General features: G+C 74.0%; 17 protein-coding genes and 1 tRNA gene. 6 read left to right on the top strand and 12 right to left on the bottom strand.

Annotation, left to right across the window (positions count from 1 at the left end; translation table 11 throughout):
- Positions 1 to 7: 7 nt before the first annotated feature.
- From ACFWOG_RS22545 to ACFWOG_RS22510, 8 genes are all read right to left on the bottom strand, one after another.
- Positions 8 to 394, bottom strand: coding sequence for a hypothetical protein (locus tag ACFWOG_RS22545; RefSeq protein WP_380360580.1), 387 nt, complete (start codon positions 392 to 394; stop codon positions 8 to 10).
- Positions 391 to 1269, bottom strand: a complete 879-nt coding sequence (locus ACFWOG_RS22540; RefSeq protein WP_380360578.1) for a cupin domain-containing protein — start codon at positions 1267 to 1269, stop codon at positions 391 to 393. Before ACFWOG_RS22540 ends, ACFWOG_RS22545 begins: the two co-directional genes overlap by 4 nt.
- Positions 1262 to 2461: a sedoheptulose 7-phosphate cyclase gene (locus ACFWOG_RS22535; protein ID WP_329948069.1), complete on the bottom strand. Its 1200-nt coding sequence runs from the start codon at positions 2459 to 2461 to the stop codon at positions 1262 to 1264. The genes ACFWOG_RS22540 and ACFWOG_RS22535 overlap by 8 nt, the downstream gene beginning before the upstream one ends.
- A 118-nt stretch (positions 2462 to 2579) precedes the next feature.
- Positions 2580 to 3692, bottom strand: coding sequence for a transposase (locus ACFWOG_RS22530; protein WP_380360575.1), 1113 nt, complete (start codon positions 3690 to 3692; stop codon positions 2580 to 2582).
- Between the two features lie 152 nt (positions 3693 to 3844).
- A complete protein-coding gene (locus ACFWOG_RS22525; RefSeq protein WP_380360573.1) occupies positions 3845 to 5212 on the bottom strand; it encodes a transposase in 1368 nt (455 codons plus the stop codon).
- Between the two features lie 250 nt (positions 5213 to 5462).
- Entirely contained in the window at positions 5463 to 6143 is a 681-nt protein-coding gene (locus ACFWOG_RS22520) for a TetR family transcriptional regulator (RefSeq protein WP_380360571.1), read from the bottom strand.
- A 181-nt stretch (positions 6144 to 6324) separates the two neighbouring features.
- Positions 6325 to 7458: an NAD-dependent epimerase/dehydratase family protein gene (locus tag ACFWOG_RS22515; RefSeq protein ID WP_380360569.1), complete on the bottom strand. Its 1134-nt coding sequence runs from the start codon at positions 7456 to 7458 to the stop codon at positions 6325 to 6327.
- Positions 7455 to 8081 (bottom strand): ScbR family autoregulator-binding transcription factor, encoded by a 627-nt coding sequence (locus ACFWOG_RS22510; RefSeq protein ID WP_329883865.1) that lies wholly within the window; start codon positions 8079 to 8081, stop codon positions 7455 to 7457. The genes ACFWOG_RS22515 and ACFWOG_RS22510 overlap by 4 nt, the downstream gene beginning before the upstream one ends.
- Before the next feature lie 150 nt (positions 8082 to 8231).
- Here ACFWOG_RS22510 and ACFWOG_RS22505 point away from each other — a divergent pair, with 150 nt between their 5' ends.
- The 4 genes from ACFWOG_RS22505 (at position 8232) to ACFWOG_RS22490 (ending at position 11869) form a co-directional block, all read left to right on the top strand.
- Positions 8232 to 9272: a ScbA/BarX family gamma-butyrolactone biosynthesis protein gene (locus tag ACFWOG_RS22505; RefSeq protein WP_380360567.1), complete on the top strand. Its 1041-nt coding sequence runs from the start codon at positions 8232 to 8234 to the stop codon at positions 9270 to 9272.
- A 394-nt stretch (positions 9273 to 9666) separates the two neighbouring features.
- On the top strand, positions 9667 to 10872 hold the full coding sequence (locus tag ACFWOG_RS22500) for a PP2C family protein-serine/threonine phosphatase (protein ID WP_380360565.1): 1206 nt from the start codon (positions 9667 to 9669) through the stop codon (positions 10870 to 10872).
- A gap of 129 nt (positions 10873 to 11001) precedes the next feature.
- Positions 11002 to 11493: a DUF5994 family protein gene (locus tag ACFWOG_RS22495; RefSeq protein ID WP_329883868.1), complete on the top strand. Its 492-nt coding sequence runs from the start codon at positions 11002 to 11004 to the stop codon at positions 11491 to 11493.
- Positions 11494 to 11587: 94 nt separating this feature from the next.
- Positions 11588 to 11869 (top strand): hypothetical protein, encoded by a 282-nt coding sequence (locus tag ACFWOG_RS22490; protein ID WP_380360563.1) that lies wholly within the window; start codon positions 11588 to 11590, stop codon positions 11867 to 11869.
- 34 nt (positions 11870 to 11903) lie between these two features.
- Here the strand turns inward: ACFWOG_RS22490 and ACFWOG_RS22485 are convergent, their stop codons facing one another.
- The gene (locus ACFWOG_RS22485; RefSeq protein ID WP_329948061.1) at positions 11904 to 12482 is read right to left on the bottom strand and encodes a DUF5994 family protein; all 579 of its coding nucleotides are present in this window, start codon (positions 12480 to 12482) and stop codon (positions 11904 to 11906) included.
- 367 nt (positions 12483 to 12849) lie between these two features.
- Here ACFWOG_RS22485 and ACFWOG_RS22480 point away from each other — a divergent pair, with 367 nt between their 5' ends.
- The gene (locus ACFWOG_RS22480) at positions 12850 to 13812 is read left to right on the top strand and encodes a nuclease-related domain-containing protein (protein ID WP_380360561.1); all 963 of its coding nucleotides are present in this window, start codon (positions 12850 to 12852) and stop codon (positions 13810 to 13812) included.
- A gap of 169 nt (positions 13813 to 13981) precedes the next feature.
- Here ACFWOG_RS22480 and ACFWOG_RS22475 read toward each other — a convergent pair.
- The 3 genes from ACFWOG_RS22475 to ACFWOG_RS22465 form a co-directional block, all read right to left on the bottom strand.
- Positions 13982 to 14055: transfer RNA gene (locus tag ACFWOG_RS22475), tRNA-Pro, on the bottom strand.
- Positions 14056 to 14154: 99 nt separating this feature from the next.
- Positions 14155 to 15099, bottom strand: coding sequence for a metallophosphoesterase (locus ACFWOG_RS22470; RefSeq protein WP_329874573.1), 945 nt, complete (start codon positions 15097 to 15099; stop codon positions 14155 to 14157).
- A 215-nt stretch (positions 15100 to 15314) separates the two neighbouring features.
- Positions 15315 to 15962 carry a CGNR zinc finger domain-containing protein gene (locus tag ACFWOG_RS22465; protein ID WP_329948059.1) on the bottom strand — a complete coding sequence of 216 codons (648 nt, stop codon included), beginning with the start codon at positions 15960 to 15962 and terminating at the stop codon, positions 15315 to 15317.
- Between the two features lie 182 nt (positions 15963 to 16144).
- Here ACFWOG_RS22465 and ACFWOG_RS22460 point away from each other — a divergent pair, with 182 nt between their 5' ends.
- On the top strand, positions 16145 to 16600 hold the full coding sequence (locus ACFWOG_RS22460) for a GatB/YqeY domain-containing protein (RefSeq protein WP_329874570.1): 456 nt from the start codon (positions 16145 to 16147) through the stop codon (positions 16598 to 16600).
- Positions 16601 to 16790 lie beyond the last annotated feature (190 nt).

The raw sequence follows: 16790 nt of genomic DNA, 5'->3' as shown, positions 1-16790 counted from the left end.
GCGCGGTTCAGTCGAGTTGGGGGATCCGGGGCGGCAGCGCGGCGCTGAGCCGCTGCGGCAGGACGCGGGTGCTCAGCAGCCGCAGTCCGTCCGGGCCGGCCGTCACGGTGATCTCGGATTCGTGCCGGGCGAGCAGCAACGTGCCCTCGGTGAGGGGGAGTTCGTCGAGGCCGTGGGTGGCGGTGCCGGTGCCGGCGACGACGAACAGGGCTTCCTCGACCCCGTCGTGCGGCTCGTGGAGCAGGGTGTCGCCGGGCGGCAGCCGCCAAAGGTCGACCGTCTCGGTCTCGCTGTGCAGCATGCCCCGGCGGGCCAGGCAGGACCAGGTCCGTTCCCGCGACCCGGTCGCGGCCGGAGCGCAGTCCACCGGGCGCAGCGCGCGGCTGACGATCATCGCGCGGCCCGCCCCGGTACCGCGAGCTCGGCGTGGAAGAACTCCAGGCCTCCCTCGTGGGCCGTGATCACCGCGTCCACCCCGAACGGCAGGGTCACCGCCGTGCCCGCCGCGATCTCCACCTCCGTGGAGCCGGCCGTGGCGGTGCCGGAGCCGGTCAGCACGAAGACGGTGTGCTCGCCGGCGTGCGAGCTGTACGCGGCGGAGTTGCCGGCCGCCAGCTCCCGGATCTCCACCAGGCGCAGCGGGCCGGTGAAGACGCCGGCCGGGTCGACCGCCCTCTCCTCCCGCAGGTCGTGCAGCCGCATGGTCTCGGTCTTCCTCTCGCTCGGACGGGTGGTCGTGGGGTCGGGCGCCGGCCCGTGCAGGACGGCGGACGTGGCCGGGGACGGCATCTCGATGACCAGCCACTCCAGGTGCCCCTCGGGGGCGCTGCCGTAGCCGGGGTCGGTGACGCCTGCGGGGGCGCCGGTGTTGCGCAGGCCGTGCACGGTGCCGATCCCGGTGAGCAGCAGGGACCCGGGGCGGGCCGGCCGCGGTTCGCCGTCGACCAGGAACTCGCCGTGGCCGCGGAGGATGAAGTAGATCTCCTCGGTGCGGGTGTGGCGGTGTTCGCCGCTCAGCCCGCCGGGCGGGATCCGGGCGACCTCGATCGCCTCGACCTCGGCCTCCAGGTGCTGCCGGCCGGCGAGGGCCTTCCAGTAGGTGAGGCCGGGGGCGCCGTGCACGCCGTAGATCTCGGAGGCGTCCCGGGTGTCCGCGACGATCAGGCCGGGCGCGGGCGTTGCTGCCGTGGCCGTGGTCGTGGCCGTAGCCCTAGCCCTAGCCCTGGTCGCCGTGGCCGTGGCCGATCCCGCCGCCGCTGCGTCAGACACGGCTGAGCTCCCGGAGGGCGTTGAGCTCGCGCAGGTCCTCGACCGCGGTGGCGAGCTCCTCACGGGTCACGTCGTTGACGAAGATCGCGTCACCGATGCCGACCGGCAGCGGGAGCCGCTGCTGGCCGTCGCGGTGCCGGACGGTGTCCTGGAGCGCGACGTCGAGCAGCTCGGCGTCGAGCAGGTCGTTCCAGCTGGGCAGCCCCACCGAGCGCATGACGTCGAGGATCCGGTCGCGCTGCTCCAGGTCGACCAGGCCGCGGCGCCAGGCGAGCACGGTGGTGAGCGCCATGTCGACGGAGACCGCCTCGCCGTGCAGCAGGGCCGGCAGGGCCCGCATCTCCAGGGTGGGGGAGAAGGTGTGGCCGTAGTCGACGATCCGCTCCAGCTCGGCTTCCCACAGGTTGGGCTGGAGCTCCTCCAGCATGCCGTGGATGGCGCGGCGGATCACCTGACCGGCCGGGTCGCCGGGGCGGGCGTCGTCCTGGAACTTCTGCTCGACCAGCCACGGGCCGTGCTGCTCCAGCAGCTCGAACAGCCGGGCGTCCTTGATCAGCGCCATCTTGAGGATCTCGCCCATGCCGTTGGCGATGTGGCGGCGGTCGACGGTGGCGAGGAAGGAGCGGTCGAGCAGGGTGAGCACGGGGGCGAAGTAGGTGCCGAGGCGGTTCTTGTGGCCGTTGAAGTTGACCCCGGTCTTGACCCCGACACCCGCGTCGACCAGACCGATCAGCGTGGTGGGGACACGTACCACCGGGGTGCCCCGGCGGTAGAGGTTGGCCACCAGGCAGACGATGTCCATCAGGACGCCGCCGCCGATCACGATGATCGGCTCGCGCCGGCGGTCCAGGCCGAAGGAGTCCAGCGCGACCACGATGTCCGAGGCGGTCTCGAACTCCTTGAGGGTCTCGTCGGCGCGGACCACCTGCATGAAGTAGTCGACGCCGTGGTGCTCGAAGTAGCTGCGGACGCGGTCGCCGTGCAGGCGGTCGACCTCCGCGTCGATCACCACGAACCGGCGGTTGCCGCCCGTGGCTCCGGCGGACTTCTCGACCAGGGCGGTGCTCGCCGGGTCGAAGACGTCGTCGCAGACGCGCACCTCGTACTCGACCGGCTTGACCGCCCGAACGCGCCAGGACTTCGAGGACTGGCTGTAGGTGAGGCCGCTCGGATAATTGTCGAAGACAAGCATGTCCTTTTCCCTTGTGAAGGCGTGGGTGAATTCACGAGCTGCGGTGCGGGTGCAGGGGAGGGAGGTTGCGGAATTCGTCCGGCGGAACGTGCGGGGGCCTGTGCGGCCGGACGGCCGGTTATTCGGAGGAACGGTCCGCGTGTTCGGGCCGGCGGCCGAGCGCGACGGCGGCATAGGCCGCCGAGGCGAGCGTCATGTGCCGGTGCCAGCCCTCGAAGGAGCGCCCTTCGAAATCGCGGAGGCCGACGCGTTCGCCGATGGTCGTGCGGTCCTCCTCGACGTCGCCGGCGAGCCGGAAGAGGCGGGGGAATTCGGCAGCCCGGTCCGGTTCGGAATCGGTCAGCCAGAATCCGGAGAACGCGGTGGGACGCGCCCCGGACTCCGCGTAGAGCAGCAGCTCCGGCCCCGTGGGCGGCAGGGCCACCCGGACGACGTGCGCCTCGACCCCGGGCGGGCCCGAGGTGCCGGCCAGCCTGCGGGCTCCGGCGGAGGCGAACAGCTGGTACGCGGGGAGCGGCCGGCCGCGGTCACGGGTGGGGGCCGTGACCGGGGTGAGCCGGGTCGTCGGGTCGACCCGGACGGCCACCCGCAGGCCGAGCGCCCGGCCGGTCGCGAACAGCCCGCCCGGCTCGGCCGGGCAGCCGTCCCAGATCAGGGTGGCCGAGGCGGTGGCCGGCAGGCGGTCCGCGAGCGGCCCCAGCAGGGCGGCCTGCCGCTCCAGCGAGTCCCCGGCCGGGGTTTCGGCGCCCGGCGTGACGGCCCGGTGGGGCGGGTCCGTCAGCTGGAGCTGCCAGTCGACCGGCGCGTTGAGCCGCGGGGCCAGGTACCAGAGGCCGACGGCCTGCTGGACGCCGGCGAGCTGACCCAGCTCGGGGACGAAGCGCCGGCCGACACCGACCGAGCGGGTACCGGACTTCGGGATGAACATCGACCGGACCAGCCAGGCGCGGGGGGCGCACGCCTCGACCAGCCGGGCCGCCAGCGCTTCCCGGACGGGGGCCCAGGCCCAGGGGGAGTTGCGGATGAAGTGGTGCAGCCGCTGGACCGCCCCCGGGTCGCCGAGCGTCCGGGCGATGTTGCTGATGGATTTCCGGCCGGCCGTTCCGAGGAGGCCGTGGAGGTATTCCTCGGCCTTGATCCGGTAGTCGGCGCGGTCGAACGACGAGAAGATGTGGTCGCCCAGGATATTCGGAACTCCTTCGAGCGGGGTTCCGGTCGCTGCTGCACCCATGGTGTCTCACCTCCTTCCTTCGAATTTCCGGCCGATGGGCCCCGGTGTTTCCCGGGTGATTTCCCGGCGGCCGGTCACTGAATTCTCGGCGGTGCCGCCGATTCCGGTCAATCCTGTTCGAACGTGTTCGGCAAGTCGTGCCGGGCGGTCCGCTACGCGGAATTCCGCAGGTTCTCGTCGACGGCCGGGCCGCCGGTCCGGGCGCCGAGCCGCTCGCCGATCCGGGTGCCGGGCCGACCGCCGGAGCGCTCGCCGAGCCGGGTGTCGAGCCGGGTGCCGGGCCGCTCGCCCGTCCGCCGGCCGACGGGGGCGCCGACCAGGTCGAGGGTCGCGTCACCGGTGCGGTCGTCGGTGCGGTCGTCGGTGCGGTCGTCGGTCTCCTCGGCCGACGCCGCCAGGTCGCGGCCGAGCGAGTACGCGGCCGAGACCAGCGTCATGTGGTGGTGCCAGCCGCTGTAGGAGCGGCCGGAGAAGTCCAGCAGGCCGAAGTCGGCCCCGAGCCGGTCCACGGTGGTCCGGGTGACCGTCACGGTGTCGAGCAGGGCGAGCACCGCCGGGGCGTCCTCGGCCAGGTCGGTGAGCCAGTACCGCCGTGGCCCGCCGGATCCGCCGCCGTGCGCCCAGAGCCGGTGCACCGGTCCGCCGCGCCCGCCCGGCAGGCCGGGGGGCAGCCCGGGCAGCAGGACGGGGGCACCGCGCAGCACCGGCTGCGGGGCTCCCGGCGTCCGTGCCCGCCTGCGGGGGAACAGCGCCTCGGCCGGCATGGTGCTCTGCTGCACCCGCCCGTGGTGCCCGGTGGTGGCCTGGAGGACCGGTCGGACGGCCTGGTTGGGCCGGACCTCCAGCACGTACGGGACGGAGCGGTGGGCGAGCGCGGCGGCCAGCCGGACCGGGTCGTCGACCACGGTGAGGTCGGCGACGAGCGGGGCCGGCGGCCGTCGGGCGGTGAGCCGGGCGACCATCTCGACCAGCAGTTCGCCGGTGGGGCGCGGGGCGGCGGTCTCCGGGATCCGGGCGCGGGTGCGCCGCTCGGGATCGGCCGTCCAGTTCGAGTCGAGCAGCAGTGACCAGTCCACCGGGACGGCGTCCCGGTCGGTGGCGACGAAGAGTCCGGGTGCGGCCTGGCACTTGATGGTGCGTCCGGCCTCGGGGACGAACCGGCGGTGGACGCCCACCGCCTGGTCGCCGCGCTTGGGGATGACCGCCAGGGTGGCGGTCCAGGCGCGGACCGGCCGGTCCCCGGTGGCGAGGCCGGCGAGTACGCGCCGTGCCGGCCGCCAGTCCCAGGGACTGCCGTTGATGAACTGCTGGAGCGAGAGCGAGGCGGTGGCCGCCGTGGACCCGGTCGACAGGCTCGCGGCCATGTTCGACAGCGTCTTGCGGCCGGGTGCGGCCAGCAGTCCGTGCAGGTAGGCCCGGGCCCAGCGGCGCTGGTCTATCCGGGCGAGGTGGGCGAAGACCTGCTCGGCGAACCGGGAGACCGCGGCTTCGCCGGCTGGTGAGAGGGGTTGCGCGTCCATGTGAGCTCCCCGTGATCGTGAGGTGCCGTGAGGTGCCGTCCCCAAAAGAATAGCGAACGATCTCTTTGTTTTTGAGTCCCGGGCGGGCCGTGGTCCGGTTTTGGCAAGTCCGCGCCCCTCCCGGGCCCCCGGACTCGGTTGTGCCCGCCCACGCAGAACCGCCCGTACCGGCGTCAGGAAGCCGGTACGGGCGGGGGGTCGGGCACGGTCGGGCACGCGGCCGTCGCCGGGTGCACCCGTCGAAAACGCGTCAGGCGGGACCGCCGGGTGCCGGCGGCCCGGCCAGCGCACGCCGCCACAGCCGTCGCAGCCGTCGGCGGGTCTCCTCCTCGGAGACCGGTGCCCCGCCGCCCAGGGTGATGACGCCGCGGCGCAGCGCCTCCGAGCCGACGACCAGACAGTGCGCCAGCGTCTCCAGGTCGAGGGAGTCGAGCGCGTCGAGGTCTCCGCTCTCCGCTGCGGCCGGTTGCGTTGCGGCCGGTTGCGCTGCGGCCGGTTTCGTCGCGGCCGGCCGAGCGGCGCCGGCCCGCTCCCGGGCCAGCCGGTCGCGCAGGTCGGGGCTCCAGCCAGCGTGCCAGTTGCCCGCCGACTCGGGCTGCTCCCAGGTCAACCGGGCCGCGGCACGGACGCTCGGCTCCTCCTGGAGCAGCCGGGTCAGCGTGTCGGTCAGCTCCGCCACGCCCTCCTCGCGCGGCGGGGTCCGCCCCGGGTCGGGGTCCACCGCGGCCCGGGTGAGCGCGGCGGCGTCGGCCCGGACCGCGTCCGCCAGGGCGGCCTTGGACGGGAAGTGGAAGGTCAGCGCCCCCATGGTGACGCCGGCGGCCTGACTGACCCGGGCCAACGACGTGCCCGCGTAACCGTGTTCGTCGAACTCCGCGGCGGCGGCCCGGAGCAGTGCCCGGTGGGTCTGATGGGCCCGTTCCTGCTTCATCGCCCACCGCCCGCCCGGGTGATGGGGCCGAGGCGTGTGTCCGGTCCGGCCGGCGCCGCGGTAGCGGCCTGAGGGTGAGGGTTGACGAACCACATGGGTGGGCGTGGCTCCTTCGGGGCGGTCGGGGGCGGCCGGGGTTACCGGGGTGACCGGTGTGTGCCGGTCCGCTGACGTTTCGACGCTACGCCCCGGATCGCCGCATACGCGCGGATTCCGCCGCATCCCCCCGCAGCTTTGGCATCTCCTTCGCAAATCCCTGCGGTACCGGACCGGTTGGAGCCGTCGACGGCCGAGCCGGGGCGGGAGCCGCGGGCGGCTGCGCCGCGAGGTGTGCGCGGTACCAGGGAGCGGCGGCGGCGAGCCGTTCCAGCGGTCCCGGCCCGGGATCGACGGCGGCCAGCTGCCAGACGTCCTCGCTGCGGTACCAGTGGTGGCGGGCCATCAGCTCGAACTGGCGCTCACCGAACGCCCCCGGTACCCGACCGAGTTCGGCCGTGCAGCGGTCCCACGGCCAGTCGTCGGCGGGTACCGGCGGGAGCACCCCGTGGTCGGCGAGCGCCGCCAACAGCGTCCCGATGCCGACCGGTCGGGGATGTCCGGCGTGGTGGACCCCGGGCGCCCGGACCGGGAGCGGCTCCGGCGCGAGCGCCAGCGCGGCGACCAGCCGGGCCAGGTCGGTCACCGCGACCAGCGAGAGCAGCGCCCCTCCGCCGTCCCAGCGCGCGGGCACCCGCCGCAGCAGGTCGGCGAGGCAGGGCACCACCCAGCGGTCGCCGGCGCCCAGGACCAGGGGCGCGCGCAGCACCACGGCCCCCGCGTCCAGCGCGGCCCGCTCCCCGGTCAGCCTGGTCCGGCTGGCGGCCGAGACGGGGGCGGGCGCCACTTCGTCCACGCCGATGCCCCGGTGCGGTCCGGTGCCGTACACCGCCGAGGTGGAGAGGTGGACGATCCGGCCGACGCCCGCCCGCCCGGCCTCCGCGAGCAGCGCCCGGGTGCCGTGCACGTTGACGGCGGTGCAGGCGTCCTCGGAGCCGCCGACCAGCGAGGCGAGGTGGACCAGGACGTCGGCGCCGTCGGCCGCGCCGCGCAGCGTCGCCGGGTCGGCGAGGTCCCCCGCGACCCGGACCGTCCCGGCCGGTGCGGCGGACCGGGTCAGCGCTCGGATCCCACCGAGGCCCGGCAGCGCGCGCAGCGCCGCGAGCACGGCGGAGCCGATGAACCCGCCGGCCCCGGTCAGCAGGACGGTCGGCCCGGTGCCGGTGTCGCTGTCAGTGTCGCTGTCGGCTTCTGTGCCCGGGCCCGACGCCCGTCTCATGCCCGCTGCCCGTGCTCCGTGAGGTACGCCCGCAGCTCCGCGACCACCGGCGCGGGCGCCATGCCCGGCAGCAGGTACCACCAGAGCTGGACGATCCGCTCCGGCAGGTCGGCGCGGCCGGTGCGCAGGTGCGACATGACCTGCGACCCGGTGTACGCCGCGACCAGCACCTGGGCGAGCTCCTCGACGTCGACCTCGTCGAGCAGCTCGCCGGTCCGCCGGGCGGCCTCCAGCTCGGCGCGGAACTGCTCGGCCCACATCTCGTACGGGCTGAAGTCGCGCAGCCCGAGCTGCCCCTGCTCGACGGCGAGGGTGACGCCGGCGCGCAGCAGCACGTTCTCCTGCAACTCGTCGGCGAGGTAGAGGTTGAGTCCGATGAGCTGGCGCAGGCCGGCCGGCCGGCCGGGCAGGTCGAGGTCGGACGCCTGCTCGTCGATGACCGCCTTGGCCAGGTCCTCCTTGGACTTGAAGTGGAAGTACATCGCGCCCTGGGTGGTGCCCGCCTGGTTGATGATCTTGCTGACGCTGGACCCGCTGAAGCCGTACTCGTCGAAGATCTGGGCAGCGGCGCGCAGGATCGTGTCCCGGGTGCGTACGGCTCGGTCCTGCTTGGCTCTTGCCACGAGTAACTCCAAACTCCTCGACAAACAAAAAGAACGACCTCTATGTTATTCGCCAGGGGGCTCGGCGTACACACCGGAGCGCCCACTTTCACCTGCCTGTGGCCACTCTGGGGGAGTGCATCCATGTTTCGCACAGACCACAGCACCACCATGACCAGCACCGAAGCCGCCGCCGTCACCGGCGGCGCGCCCGCGGCGGAGCCCGTCGCACCCGGGTCCGGCCCGACCGCCGTCCGCAACGAGCACGTCCCCAAGGAGCACGTCCACAAGCGGGCGGCCGACGAGGTGCTGCTGACCGGGTGGGAGCGGGTCGCGGAGGACTCCTACCGCGTCTCCGCCCGGTGGCCGCGCGACCACCGGGCCTACGCCGCCCGCCACGGCCACCACGACCCGATGCTCCTGGTGGAGACTGTCCGCCAGACCTTCCCGCTGCTCTCGCACGCGGCCTTCGAGGTTCCGTTGGGACACCACCTGATCTGGGACCACTTCAGCTACGCGCTGATCCCCGGCGGCCTGCGGACCGGCGCGCGCGACGCGGTACCGGCGCAGCGCGGCAGCGAGCGCGCCGCCCGCCAGGGCCGCGGATACGACGAGGTCCAGGTGGACGCCGTCTGCCAGGACCTCGTCCGCCGCGGCAACCGGGTCGTCGCCCTCACCCTGGCCTACGTGGTCACCCGGGACGGCGAGCCGATCGCGACCGCGCAGACCCGCTTCACCGTCCAGACCCCGGCGATCTACCGGCGTCTGCGGGCCGGTCGGGGCGACGCCGGGGAGATGATGGCGCGTGCCGTCCGGCTGGCCCCGCCGATCCCGGTCGCCCGGGCCGGCCGCGCCCTCCCGCGCGAGGTGGCCCTCTCCGCGACCGACCGCGCCCGGCGCTGGCAGCTGCGGGTCGACACCAACCACCCGGTCCACTTCGACCACCCGGTCGACCACGCGCCCGGCTCCCTGCTGCTGGACGCCGCCCGCCAGGCCGCCCAGGCGCTCAGCCACCCGGCGCCGGTGGTGGCCGTCGCGATGGAGTGCGACTTCACGCGCTACGTCGAGCTGGACGAGCCGTGCATGGTGGAGGTGACCCAGCTGCCGCGCGACCCGGCCCGCCGGGACCGCGTGGGCGTGATCCTGCAGCAGGGCACCGGCGCGCCGTCGTGCTCGGTCATCGTCACGGTGGCCCCGCTCCCGACCGACTGACCGACGTCCCGTCCCGGCCGACCCCGTCGCCCCCGCCCCACAGCGCATCGGCTCCGGCACCCGCCGCGCGCCTTCGAGGGCCCGCCGGCTCCGGCAGACGGGCCCTCGAATCCCGCCCCGGCGCCCCGGTCCCGGCACGCCGCACCGCCCCGTGCCGCGGGACGCCCGCCTCCGCCACCCCGGAGGCCCGCGTTCCGGCCCGGCGGGAGACGAGCAGACGACCGGACGCGACCGGACACGACCGGGAGCGCAGGACGCCGCCGTCAGGCGTAATGGAGGGACCGGTCCGATGACCACACCCTGCCGGGGCCGGCCGAAGCACCGTGCCGGATGCGACGCGGCCGGGTGCCCACGCGACCGGGAGGGAAGCGGCGGTGAGCGGAGATGATCGGAGATGAGCGGTGAGCGGCAGTCCGGCGCGGCGGGACCGGACCGGTCGGAGGGGTTCGGCGAGCGCTTGCTCGGAAGGCTGCTCGACCTGGCCCGTGAGCTGCCGCCCGGGCTGATCGCTCCGCTGATCGCCGACGAACTGCACGGCTTCGGGGGCCGGGACGTGGCGGTCCTCCTCCAGGACTACGGCCAGCTCGTGCTCGTGCCGCTGCCGGGCCGGGGCCTGGTCACCGGGGAGCGCGAGCCGATCGTCGGGTCCGACGCGGGGACGGCCTTCGTGCGCGGTGCGCCGGTCGAGGTGCCGCAGGCCGACGGCGTGAGGATCTACCTACCGCTGCTGGACGGCGGTGACGAGGTCGGGGTCCTCGCCCTCACCCTGGACACCGTCGACGACGACGACCGACGGCTCCTGCGCCGGTTCGCCGGCCTGGCCGCGGACCTGCTGATCGCCAAGAGCGGCTACACCGACCGGATCTTCCAGGCCCGGCGCCTCGAACCGATGAGCGTGGCCGCCGAGATCCAGTGGTCCCTGCTGCCCCCGTTGGCGATGACCGTTCCGCAGGTCGCCGTGGCCGGCATCCTCGAACCCGCCTACCAGGTGGCCGGCGACAGCTTCGACTACGCGCTCAACGACGACATCCTGCACGTGGCCACGATCGACGCGATGGGCCACGGACTGGACGCCGCCACGATGGCGACCGTCGCCATCGGTGCGTACCGGCACGCCCGACGCGCCGACATCGGGCTGGCCGAGATCTACGCGTTCATGGACCGGGCCATCGCCGAGCAGTTCGGGCCCGACCACTTCGTCACCGCGCAGATGATGCGCCTGAACATCGCGACCGGCCAGCTGCAGTGGGTCAACGCGGGCCACCCCGCCCCGCTGCTGATCCGCGGCCACGTCGTCGTGGAGCGGCTGGAGAGCGCGACCACGCTGCCGGTCGGGTTCGGCGGCGAGGAGCCGGTGATCAGCGAGCGGGTGCTCCGGCACGGTGACCGGGTCCTGTGCTTCACTGACGGCTTGGTCGAGGAGCGCGAGGTGGGCGGCGAGCAGTTCGGGGAGGAGCAGCTCATCGACTGGGTCGAGCGGGTGGAGCGGTCGGCGGGCGGCGTGCGCGCGGTCGTGCGCGCCCTCTCCCACGTCCTGAAGGAGAAGCGGGGCGGGCGGACCAGCGACGACGCCACCCTGTTCCTGATCGAGTGGCGCTGAGGTCTGACCGCCGGGCACCCGACGGGACGCGGAGTACCGTGGGAGCAGCGGGACGGTCCGAACCGCCACAACCGAAGGACCGCCCTCCACAGCACCAGGGGCCCTGTCCCTGCAGATCGGTGGCGAGCCATGTCGGACGAACCCGGTGCCCCGTACGCGGGTCTGCTGCCGGACGGGTTCCACCGGTCGGCGAGGCCGGGGACGGTTCTGCTCCGGCTGGAGACCACCCGGTCGCGCGAGGGGGCTCTCGACGGCGCGTGGTGGCCCCGCTCGCGGGACATCGGCGCCGAGCTGCCCGGACTGGTCGCCGCGCTGACCGAGCACCTCGGGCCCGTGGCGAGCGTCGGTCTCGACACGGACGCGTGGGACGACGTCCCGGCCCGGCTGGTCGTCGACGGCCGGTCGGTGCACATCGACCGCCACCCGGTGGGCGACGACACGGTGATCATCACCCGGGGCGACCGCGATCACTTCAGCCTGCTCGTCGTTCCCCCGCAGGCGAGCCTGGAGGCGGCCCACGCCGCGATGGCACAAGCCGTCCTGGCGGGCGGTACCGACTCGGCGCAGCAGATCCTGATCGCCGCCGGCATCGGGTCCGTCCCTCCGGGCGAAGTCCTCTGAGCGGACATCCCCCCGCAGGGCCCACCGGTCGCCGACACCCGGTCCGGCGCTTACGGTCTGTCCTGGAACAGGTCGGTCGTCACAGGAGGCCAGGATGCCGCGCTACCGGTGGGTGCTCGACACCCAGGACGACGAAGGCCGCTGGGCCCGGCACGACGAGGCCCCCCTGCCGAACCCCTTGGAGTACGACGGACCGCCGCAGCGGGCCGCCAACCACCTACGCGACGTGCTGGTGCGTACGCTCTCCCGGCCCGCTCCCGGCCCCCGGGCGATCAGGGTCCGCCTCTGGGACGCGCTCGATCCCGACCTCGACGCCGAGCCCGGGTCCGTTCCCGCCGCCGAACCCCGGGCCGAGACCGAGTGGTCACGCGAGTGACGCACCCGGCCCCGGCCGGTCGGGGGACCGCGGGCTAGGCGGTCGCCGGCCAGGCTGCGGCACGGCTCCGGGCGACGCCCGCACGCCGTCCGGCCTCGCCGGGGCCGTCGCCCGGCGCGGCGGCCGACGGCAGGAAGTCGGAACGGACGTCCGGCCCGTCCGCAGCGCCGTCCGCCTCGGCGGCGAGCAGCTCGCTCGCGGTCCGCATACGGGCGGGGCCGGCCGCCTCGGACATCAGCCGCGCGGCGACGGCGGCATCCGTCGACGGCGGGACGACCAGCAGGTTCAGCCGACGTGGGGCGTACGAGCACACCGCGATCGTGTGTTCGTCCTGCTCGGGCCCGAACCAACCCGCGTGCACGGTGTGCCCGACGACCGGGATGCGCCGGGGGACGACGGGCCACTGCGCCGGGTTCACGGTGATCCGGGTGACCCGGCCCCACCGTTCGTCGATCTCGGCGGCCAGGGAGGGGAGTTCGCGAAGAAGATCACGCGAGCGGGGCCACCAGGCACCGTCCAACCGGCCGGCCCGCGCGCCGACGGGCGCGAGGGAGATCCGGGCGGTGGGTTCCGGGGCGGCGGACGTCGTCGCGCGATCGAGGGTCGCAGTCATGATCAAGGACCCGTCTCCGGGCTCGACCCGGAGGCCGAGTCCGGCATGGCCGTTCGCCGGAGACGACGCCAGTATCCGGTGCCGGCATGCGAAGTGCCTTCGGTGATGCCCAGGCTACTCCCCGTCCGGCCCGATCCTGGCACGGTCGCGACAACCGATCTGCCGTGCCGTAGGAGAACGTCAGCCTGCGGTTCCGCCACCCGTCGGCCGCCGGCCCGACTTTCTGTCAGGTCCGGCCCGCCGCAGCGAGCCTGAGCCGACGCTCGGCGAGGACCGTCGACAGGGTCCTGCCGGACCTCTCCGGCAGGACCGTACCGGGCGGGGCTCCCGCCCGCGCAATACCGACCCGGCAGTCCCCGACGCCCTCTTGGCAGCCGTCCTTCCCCGTGCTGAGGTGGATCGTCGAACGATCGCTGTCTCGGGGGTGGGGATGGACGAGTTCACCGTCGGACGCTGGCGCCGTCACGGCCACGACAGGTTGTACGTGAACCGGCGCGGTGCCGAGAAGGCCCTCGGCTGGTACGACTTCAAGACCGGCGAGACCGTGGTGCGGGACGAGCGCCAACGGGCCGTTGTCGAGACCGTGTTGGCTGCTCACCTGGCGACGGCACCCGGCGTTGCCGAACCGACGCCGGTTCAGCCGCCCCCGCCGCCGCCCGTGCCGCCGTCCCCGCCGCCGCCCGTGCCGTCCGCACCTCCTGTCGCGCCTCCCGCGGCACCCGGCTTCGACCTGTCGCTGAACGCTCCTGGTGACTCCATCCGCCGAAAGATCGACGAGGTCGAGCCGAGCTGGATCAAACGACGCCTTGCCTACTGGCTCAGCTCGGAGCAGACGCAGGCTCACCCGTGGGCAGTCGGCCTGCGGGGTGAGCGTCTGGTCGGCCGCCGGCTGGACCGGCTTCCCGACGGGTGGAAGGTGCTCCACTCGGTGCAGTTCTCCAGCGGAACCGACATCGACCATCTGGTCATCGGCCCGCCGGGCGTCTTCACGATCAACACGAAGCACCACCGGGGCGCCACCGTCTGGCAGGGGGACCGGGCGATCACCGTCAACCGTGCGGCCACACGCTACGCGCCCGCGAGCCAGAGCGAATCGGCGAAGGTCGCGCGAGTGCTCTCGGCGCGCTCGGGGTTCCCGGTGCCGGTCCAGCCGGTGGTCGCCGTGGTGGGGGCGGCCTCGATCACGATCGGATCAGCGCAGTCCCCGGTTCTGCTGTTGGACGGAGCGCACGTGGACCGGCAACTGTCCAGGTGGTCGCCCCGGCTTCGGAGCGACCAGGTGGACCGGATCTTCGCCGTGGCCCGCGACAGCCGTACCTGGCACGGTTGAGCCGTCACGCACGGGGCGGCCCGGTGCGACGCCAGGAGCCGCAGGTCCGGCCCGGTCGGGCGGGACGGTCATGCACGACCTGTTCCAGCAGGCCCCTGAGGCCCAGTCACACAGAAACCAGTCAGGCCCCGTCGGATCTCTCCGATGGGGCCTGACTGGTACTGCTGGGTCGGGGTGGCGGGATTTGAACCCACGGCCTCTTCGTCCCGAACGAAGCGCGCTACCAAGCTGCGCCACACCCCGGTCCTGCTGTTTGTCGCTCCGTCTCCTTCGCGACGAGTAGAACTCTACCGGACGCTTGCCGAGAGACGAAATCCGATTCTCGGCGAGCGTCCGGGCGGGTCAGCGGGCGGCCGGGGTGAGGGTGAGGAGGGTGGCTTCGGGGGGGCAGGCGAAGCGGACGGGGGTGTAGCGGTTGGTGCCGCAGCCGGCCGAGACGTGCAGATAGGAGCGGCGGCCGCCGGCCTGGTGGGTGGAGAGGCCCTTGACCCGCTTGGCGTCGAGGTCGCAGTTGGTGACCAGGGCGCCGTAGAAGGGGATGCAGAGCTGGCCGCCGTGGGTGTGGCCGGCCAGGATCAGCGGGTAGCGGTCGGCGGTGAAGGCGTCGAGGACACGCAGGTAGGGGGCGTGGACGACGGCGAGCGAGAGGTCGGCGTCGGGCGACGGGCCGCCGGTGACCGCGCTGTAGCGGTCGCGCCGGATGTGCGGGTCGTCGAGGCCGGTGAACTCCAGGTCGAGTCCGCCGACGGTGAGCCGGCCCCGGGCGTTGGTGAGGTCGAGCCAGCCGGCGGCGTCGAAGCCGTCGCGCAGTTTCTCCCAGGGGTTGTGGACGGCGCCGTTGACGCCGCGCCCGGCCGTGCCGTCGGGGTTGTTCATGCCGTGGACGCCGCTGCGCAGGGCCTGGAGGTAGCGGGCCGGGTTCTTGCGGGCCGGGCCGTAGTAGTCGTTGGATCCGAAGACGTAGACGCCCGGGAACTCCATCAGCGGCCCGAGCGCGTCCAGGGTGGCGGGGACGCCGAGCGGGTCGGAGAGGTTGTCGCCGGTGTTCACCACCAGGTCGGGCCGGAGTCCGGCGAGGCTCTGCAGCCAGCGCTGCTTCCTGCCCTGCCCGCTCACCATGTGGATGTCGGAGACCTGCAGTACCCGGATGGGGCGGGCGCCTCGGGGGAGGACCGGAATCTCGACCCGGCGGAGGCGGAAGGAACGGACCTCGTACCCAACGGAGTAGGCGAGGCAGGCGGCGCCGGTGGCGGCGATTCCGAGGGGGACGGAGTACAGCGGTCGCATCGGTCCATGGTCTCAGACGGCGGATCAGCGGGTGAACTGCCGGTGGGCGTGCGGGGGCCGACCGGTGGTGCGTCCGGTCGGCCCAGTCGTCGGCCGGTGTGACGGCTGGGCCGACCGGGTGCGTCACCGGTGGACTCGGGCATGCCGGATGCGCCGGACGTGCCGGACGCGCCGGGAGCGCCGACGGGGTTCGCGGGTGGCCGGCGTTCCTGGGGCTACTCGGCCTGTTCGCGCCGGGCCCGCAGTGCCCGGACCTTGTGCCGGTTGCCGCACCGTTCCATCGAGCACCAGCGCCGCCGCCCGGGCCGCGAGGTGTCGACGAAGAGCAGGTGGCAGTTGTGGGCGCCGCACTCGCGGACCCGTTCCGCGTACGGGCCGGTGAACAGTGCGATCGCGTCGCGGGCGACGGTCGAGGCGAGTTGGGCGCCGTCGCCGGGCAGGGGCGGGGCGGGCGTGCCGTCCGGGGCGATCTGGGGGGCGAGCGGCGGCAGCGCGGCGGCCCGGTTGAGCACGGCGTAGTCGTCGGCCGTCCCGCCGGCCCCGGCGCTCCTGCCGCTGTCGAGCAGCCCGGGTGCGCCGCCGCCCGCACGGGTCGCGGCGAGCCTCCAGAGGGCGTCCCGCAGGGTGCGGATGCCCGCGAGCTGCTCGTCGCTGATCCGGACGGCCTCGTACGGCAGGCCCAGCCGGGACTGCGGGAGCCACCCGGCGAGGTCCGCCGGGCGGTGCAGCGTCTCGTAGCGCGTGTACGGCGCCGGCGCGCCGGTGGCGAGCAGTTCCAGGCAGAGCGCGCCGGGGTCGAAGTGGAAGGCGGTTCCTCCACCAGGAGGGTGCAGGACCAGCCCCGGGGCTCGCTCATCGGTCATGTAACCACCTTAAAGGGTTACTCTGCGCGATGGGAAGGGAACGGAGCGGAAGGGAGCGGATGGGGGCCGAGGGGAAGGGGACCGGAAGGACGGCGGGCGGGCGGGCCGACGGGGCCGGCTTCGTTCGGAGGCCCACGGCTTAATGCCGGGCAGCTGAACGCCGCAGGTGAAAGACTCGGGCCATGACGACGCTCAAGGCGCAGCTGCAGGAGGACCTCACGGCTGCCATCAGGGTCCGGGACGAGCTCCGCTCGTCCACCATCCGGCTCACGCTTTCCGCGGTCACCAGCGAGGAGGTGGCGGGTAAGACGAAGCGGGAGCTCTCGGACGCCGAGGTGCTGAAGGTGATCGGCCGGGAGGCGAAGAAGCGCCGGGAGGCCGCCGAGGCGTTCGACACCGCGGGCCGGACCGAGCAGGCCACCCGGGAGCGGGCCGAGGGCGAGGTGCTGGCCGACTACCTGCCCAAGCAGCTCTCCGACGACGAGCTGGCGGCGATCGTGACCGCCGCCGTCGCCGAGAGCGGTGCGACCGGGCCGCAGGGCATGGGCGCCGTGATGAAGCTGGTGAAGCCGAAGGTCGACGGTCTGGCCGAGGGCGGCCGGGTCGCCGCCGCGGTGAAGGCCGCGCTGACCGGCTGACGACAGGTCGGCAGGGCAACAGCGCAGAGGGTCGGCGGGGCAGTAGGACGGCAGGCCGGCCGCGCAGCGGGAGAAGACGGGGGCCGCCCCCCCCCCCCCCACGCGGGGGGGGGCGCGACCCCGCCGCAAGGGCGCAGGGCGCGACCGGACGGTTGCCGGCCCCCAGAACGCTGTAAAGCGGCCGCCGACC

The organism is Kitasatospora sp. NPDC058406 (assembly GCF_042722765.1).
In the GTDB taxonomy this organism is placed as follows: domain Bacteria; phylum Actinomycetota; class Actinomycetes; order Streptomycetales; family Streptomycetaceae; genus Kitasatospora.
The sequence above is the reverse complement of the archived record's forward strand: the minus strand, read 5'-3'. Positions and strand labels throughout refer to the sequence as shown.

What these genes read in the sequence shown, in the direction of transcription:
- ACFWOG_RS22500 (WP_380360565.1), top strand. Translation starts at nt 9,667, where the DNA reads ATGAGCGGTGAGCGGCAGTCCGGCGCGGCGGGACCGGACCGGTCGGAG.
- ACFWOG_RS22490 (WP_380360563.1), top strand. Translation starts at nt 11,588, where the DNA reads ATGCCGCGCTACCGGTGGGTGCTCGACACCCAGGACGACGAAGGCCGC.
- ACFWOG_RS22515 (WP_380360569.1), bottom strand. Translation starts at nt 7,458, where the DNA reads ATGAGACGGGCGTCGGGCCCGGGCACAGAAGCCGACAGCGACACTGAC.
- ACFWOG_RS22470 (WP_329874573.1), bottom strand. Translation starts at nt 15,099, where the DNA reads ATGCGACCGCTGTACTCCGTCCCCCTCGGAATCGCCGCCACCGGCGCC.
- ACFWOG_RS22520 (WP_380360571.1), bottom strand. Translation starts at nt 6,143, where the DNA reads ATGAAGCAGGAACGGGCCCATCAGACCCACCGGGCACTGCTCCGGGCC.
- ACFWOG_RS22535 (WP_329948069.1), bottom strand. Translation starts at nt 2,461, where the DNA reads ATGCTTGTCTTCGACAATTATCCGAGCGGCCTCACCTACAGCCAGTCC.
- ACFWOG_RS22545 (WP_380360580.1), bottom strand. Translation starts at nt 394, where the DNA reads ATGATCGTCAGCCGCGCGCTGCGCCCGGTGGACTGCGCTCCGGCCGCG.
- ACFWOG_RS22460 (WP_329874570.1), top strand. Translation starts at nt 16,145, where the DNA reads ATGACGACGCTCAAGGCGCAGCTGCAGGAGGACCTCACGGCTGCCATC.
- ACFWOG_RS22485 (WP_329948061.1), bottom strand. Translation starts at nt 12,482, where the DNA reads ATGACTGCGACCCTCGATCGCGCGACGACGTCCGCCGCCCCGGAACCC.
- ACFWOG_RS22465 (WP_329948059.1), bottom strand. Translation starts at nt 15,962, where the DNA reads ATGACCGATGAGCGAGCCCCGGGGCTGGTCCTGCACCCTCCTGGTGGA.
- ACFWOG_RS22525 (WP_380360573.1), bottom strand. Translation starts at nt 5,212, where the DNA reads ATGGACGCGCAACCCCTCTCACCAGCCGGCGAAGCCGCGGTCTCCCGG.
- ACFWOG_RS22530 (WP_380360575.1), bottom strand. Translation starts at nt 3,692, where the DNA reads ATGGGTGCAGCAGCGACCGGAACCCCGCTCGAAGGAGTTCCGAATATC.
- ACFWOG_RS22505 (WP_380360567.1), top strand. Translation starts at nt 8,232, where the DNA reads ATGACCAGCACCGAAGCCGCCGCCGTCACCGGCGGCGCGCCCGCGGCG.
- ACFWOG_RS22495 (WP_329883868.1), top strand. Translation starts at nt 11,002, where the DNA reads ATGTCGGACGAACCCGGTGCCCCGTACGCGGGTCTGCTGCCGGACGGG.